The sequence below is a fragment of the Chryseobacterium sp. AG844 genome (assembly GCF_003182335.1).
Classification (GTDB): domain Bacteria; phylum Bacteroidota; class Bacteroidia; order Flavobacteriales; family Weeksellaceae; genus Chryseobacterium; species Chryseobacterium cupriresistens.
The window spans coordinates 111,121-115,855 of the sequence record NZ_QGTV01000017.1 but is presented as its reverse complement, the minus strand read 5'-3'; the positions used below and the strand labels follow the sequence as shown (position 1 = coordinate 115,855).

The window sequence follows — 4,735 nt, the reverse complement described above, 5'->3', positions numbered from 1 at the left end:
AAAGCACAATATACTTCCTGAGTTATTTAGCCAAAACTGTTCTCTCACCCCTTTTGCTTTGTATGTAAATTTATTCTTTTGCAAACATAGGAGCCCAAACTTACAATCTTTCGCATTTTAAAAAATCTACATAGCCTTTAGGATAGAAAAAATAAGTTTCGGCTGAAGCCAATGGAAATTTGTCATGATTTTGAAGACGGGCTAAAACCCGCCTCTATTGAAAATACGATGCAATCATCTGTGTCATCCGTATAATTTGTGGGAGAAAAAATTCACAAATAAACTTTTTTACCACATCCACAATTTAAAAAACATAAAACTCCCCGGTTTCAGCCAAAAATAACTCCATCATTTTTTTAACAGTAATAACATTAGTATTTTTGCAGAAATTATTCACATGCAAAATTATTTAGAATTCAATTTCAAAATTTCTCCATTACAACCCTGGAATGAGATATTAATGGCAGAGCTTATAGAAATAGGCTTTGACAGCTTTACAGAAGAAATTGACGGAATTTTAGGATATATCCAGACAGATTTGTTTCACGAAGATCAGTTGAAAGGACTTCCGATCTTTGAAAACGAAAACGTAAAAATCGAATATTCTTTTGAAGAAATGCCGAATATCAATTGGAACGAAGAATGGGAAAAGAATTTTTCTCCAATTAATATCGATGATAAAGTACTGATCAGAGCAGAGTTCCACGAATCTGTACCGGGAATGCATGAAATTATCATTCAGCCTAAAATGTCTTTCGGAACGGGGCATCACCCTACAACCCATTTGATGATCCAGCAAATGATGGATATTGATTTCAAGGGTAAAAAAGTATTGGATATGGGATGCGGAACTTCCGTATTAGCCATTTATGCAAAACAGCAGGGTGCCGGAGATACCAAAGCTATCGATATTGATGAATGGTCAGTAGAAAACTCAAAAGAAAATGCAGTAAGAAATAATGTAGAACTGGATATTGAACAGGGAACCGCAGAAAACTTAGGAAAAGAAAATTATGATATCATTTTAGCCAATATCAACAGAAATATCCTGATATCAGATATCCCAACCTACGTTTCAGTATTGAATGACGGTGGAAAATTATTACTTTCAGGCCTTTGCTTCTTTGATGTAGATGATATTCTGGAAGTATGTAAAGAGAGCGGACTAGAGCTTAAAAAGAAGTTGCAGCGTGAAGAATGGGTAAGTCTTCTGCTTGAAAAATAACACACAAAAAAACAAAATACGAATATGAAAACTTTATGGACAGCTTTACTTTTACTGATGCTGCAGTTTTTTACAGCTCAGGAAAATGAAGTATATGCAGATGGTATCTTTGGTTTTGAAGAAAATAAAACGCAGAAGATCTTTACAGATTGGACCCGGGTGAGATTAGATCCCACAGTAAATGCCCGGATTGTAGATTCACTTCAGACCAATCAGCAGATAATGGTTCTGAAAAAAGAAGAAGGCATTCTGAAATTGGGAGAAAGAGCTGCCAACTGGTATAAAATATCATATCAGAAAGGTGAAAATACAGTGGAAGGATATATTTGGGGTGGTAATCTTTGTGTAGGATACCGCAATAAAAACGGGTACGATTTCCTTTTTGGGCTTTCCAAAACAATTGACAGGAAGAACAAAGAATTCAATGAGACTGAAAAGCAGAATATTGCCGGAATCAAAGTAATGGAAGGAAGTATACTTATGGATGAGGTATATTTTGATACAGGAAAAGGAGAGGAGCTAAGTTTCGGATCTTTCAATATAGAAAGCAGCCACAAGTTTCAAAATGTAGAATTTACTCTTAAAGCTTCAGTTTCCGGAGAAGCCTGTGGAATTGCCGGCTATGATCAGTACGTTCTTTTTAAAGATAAAAAACTGATTGCTCTTCCGCAATTAATGAATGTAGGGGATGCCGGTGCTTTTTATCACAGTGAAGAATATATTTTTCCAAATGATAAAGGAGGAATTCCCAATGCATTTATCTTAAAAGTGGAAGATATGGAAGTAGATGAGAAAGACAGAGAGAAGAAAAAACATTCTTCCAAAACTTACCTTTGGAATGGAAATACATACAGACTGAAATAAAATCAGAATGTAATTAAAATCCCTCAATTACGGTTGAGGGATTTTTAGTATAATGTCATGATGAAACCCATTTGCAGATAACCACCATCGTTTTCATTAAAATTATTCAGTTTCAGCTATTGATTTGATAGATTGATAGAGATCACTTTCTGCATCAAGGTATAATTTTTTGCGTAAACGGTATTTCTTTGTTTGTACAGATCTGTGCTCCATTGAAGAATATTGTGCAATTTCTTTTGAAGAGAATCCTAACCATATCATAGCACAGAAAGATAAATCGGAATGAGAAAGACGAGGATTGATTTTTAAAAGCTGCTGGCAGACTTCAGGATAAGTCTTCTGAAATAGTGATAAAAAGCCAACACTGTTTTTCTTTGCCAGCTGGATGATCTGCTCATGATTTTCACTGAGCTTTCTTTTTAGAATTTTTGTTTCTTCTTCCTGCTGAAGAATGATTTGTTTGCTTTCTACAAGCTTTTTTTTCTTTCTTTTAATCTGCTGATAAAAATAAAGAGACAATACAGTAATGATTACAAATGAAATCCCTCCATACCATAAAACTGCTTGATTTTTAGCTTTCATTTTTTCTTCCTCATCTTCTTTAGTTATTTTATTGAAAGATAATGTGATAGCACTGCTTAGGTTATTGTATATACTATCATTTAGTGAGGCTGCTTTATTTAAATATTCAACTTCTTTGTCAGTTTTTTTTAGCGCCTTGTACACCGAGGCAAGCAATCTGTAATCATTTAAAACCAGCTGAGGTCTGTCTACTTCTTTTGCCAGTTTAACAGATTGGCTGAAAGCATTAATAGCCTCGTTATTTTTTTTCTGTACCTGCATAAAAATGCCATAATCATATAAGGCTACTGCTGTTTGGTACTTATTATGCTTAAACCTTTGGGTTTCTAACAGGTCAAAGGCTTTTTTAAAATAAGAGTTGGCTGAATCTAAATTCCACTTGTATATTGTATAATGCCTTGCTATATGGGCTATATCTAAAGGATTGGGATCAATTTTCATAGCTTTATGGAGATAGATAAGTGATGAGTCCAGCTGTTGAGTTCCGCTGAAATAAACCGCCCGGGTTGAATAGACATACCGTAAGAAAAAACGGCAGTCCTGAGCCTTGTTAGACAATCTCGTTCTGAGTTCTTCATTGGTTTTTATAAGTAAAGTATCTATTTGCTGTGCATTATAGTGTTGTGGAAACAGTTTTGAACAACAAAATGTAAAAATCAGGCAATAGATTATTCTATTAAAGTTTTTCAATGTCTTCATGGCCATAGAATAAATACTTTATTAGAGTTAATACAAGAATTAAATATGATGCAAGACAAAATTGAATTCATTATGTTACAGACTTCAGTTTATTAATTCTTGTCATTAAGTACAATGCCGGTTATAAAAAAACGGGTGGGATTATTAATCCCACCTGTAGGCATCATAAAGGTTTTTTGATCTACTTTGTGTTTTAGAATCGATAACTTGTTTGCAATTTCAAAAAAAAAAAACAATCGGGAAGAATAATAGAATACATCATATATACATCATTTTATTTTTGTGCCATCTTCAAGGTTGTATATTGTGTTGTATGCATGATGTATATTCATAGCGTGTGAGTACTGTATATGGGCTTTACTATGGAGTAGCTGTTATGTTTGTTCTTTGCGCGAAGATGTAATCAAGAAATAAAAAATAATTTATTAACAAGGGTGAGTGATTCTTTACCTGTGTTTTTTACTAAGAATTAATACTGCAAATCCTACTTTTAAAATAGATATAAAATAGATCTACTGATGAAAAATGAACAATAAATCAAATAATACATCAGAATCATATGGGCTTATACGGTTACAATGAGATATCTTATATAAGCTATACATTGATTTTTTCAACAGGAAGGATAAGTTATCCGGTTAATAAACTTTTATTTTCAATAAATAATGATGAATCCGGATGCCCTATTTCTTTTTTTTTCGTTTGAGTAATTGTAGGTATTAAAACAAAGAGACTTAATGTTTCCGCAAGTCTTATATGAGCGCGAAAGGATTCGAAGTTTTGCCGTCCGATTACAAATCGGGATGCTCTATTTAGTAATTATGGTTTGAGGGAATAAAAACAAAAAAGACTCACTGTTTCCAATAAGTCTTTATGTGAGCGCGAAAGGATTCGAACCTTTGACCGTCTGCTTAGAAGGCAGATGCTCTATCCAGCTGAGCTACGCACCCTAAATTTTTTTAAGTCGGGGCGGCAGGATTCGAACCTGCGACCTCCTGGTCCCAAACCAGGCGCGATGACCGGACTACGCTACGCCCCGAAGGTGTCATCAGTAACGAATTTTACTTCGTTTTTGCGGTTGCAAAGGTACAATACTTTTTGGAATAAAAAAATAAAATAAGGAATAATTTTTAATTAATTTTTCATGAGTGCTTCTTGATTAATTGTACATATTTAAAAATCATAGTCTTATACTGTTTTTATAATCCCATGCTAACGGAGAAACAAAAGACTTACTGTTTCCAATAAGTCTTTATGTGAGTACGAAAGGATTCGAACCTTTGCCGTCCCGATTGAAATCGGGATGCTCTATTCAGTAATTATGGTTTGAGGGAATAAAAACAAAAAAGACTCACTGTTTCCATT

General features: G+C 34.0%; 3 protein-coding genes and 2 tRNA genes. 2 read left to right on the top strand and 3 right to left on the bottom strand.

Annotated elements, in window-relative coordinates:
* Positions 1-397 precede the first annotated feature (397 nt).
* Both prmA and DEU40_RS16330 read left to right on the top strand, forming a co-directional pair.
* Positions 398-1,225, top strand: coding sequence for a 50S ribosomal protein L11 methyltransferase (gene prmA / locus DEU40_RS16335; protein WP_110010825.1), 828 nt, complete (start codon positions 398-400; stop codon positions 1,223-1,225).
* A gap of 24 nt (positions 1,226-1,249) precedes the next feature.
* Positions 1,250-2,089, top strand: coding sequence for an SH3 domain-containing protein (locus DEU40_RS16330; RefSeq protein WP_110010824.1), 840 nt, complete (start codon positions 1,250-1,252; stop codon positions 2,087-2,089).
* Positions 2,090-2,191: 102 nt separating this feature from the next.
* Here the strand turns inward: DEU40_RS16330 and DEU40_RS16325 are convergent, their stop codons facing one another.
* The 3 genes from DEU40_RS16325 to DEU40_RS16315 all read right to left on the bottom strand — a co-directional run bounded on the left by DEU40_RS16325 (position 2,192) and on the right by DEU40_RS16315 (position 4,409).
* Complete coding sequence (locus tag DEU40_RS16325; RefSeq protein ID WP_181397985.1) at positions 2,192-3,370, bottom strand: tetratricopeptide repeat protein; 1,179 nt, start codon at positions 3,368-3,370, stop codon at positions 2,192-2,194.
* Between the two features lie 876 nt (positions 3,371-4,246).
* Positions 4,247-4,320, bottom strand: a tRNA-Arg gene (locus DEU40_RS16320).
* A gap of 14 nt (positions 4,321-4,334) precedes the next feature.
* A tRNA-Pro gene (locus tag DEU40_RS16315) sits at positions 4,335-4,409 on the bottom strand.
* Positions 4,410-4,735: the final 326 nt, after the last annotated feature.

What these genes read in the sequence shown, in the direction of transcription:
- prmA (WP_110010825.1), top strand. Translation starts at nt 398, where the DNA reads ATGCAAAATTATTTAGAATTCAATTTCAAAATTTCTCCATTACAACCC.
- DEU40_RS16330 (WP_110010824.1), top strand. Translation starts at nt 1,250, where the DNA reads ATGAAAACTTTATGGACAGCTTTACTTTTACTGATGCTGCAGTTTTTT.
- DEU40_RS16325 (WP_181397985.1), bottom strand. Translation starts at nt 3,370, where the DNA reads ATGAAGACATTGAAAAACTTTAATAGAATAATCTATTGCCTGATTTTT.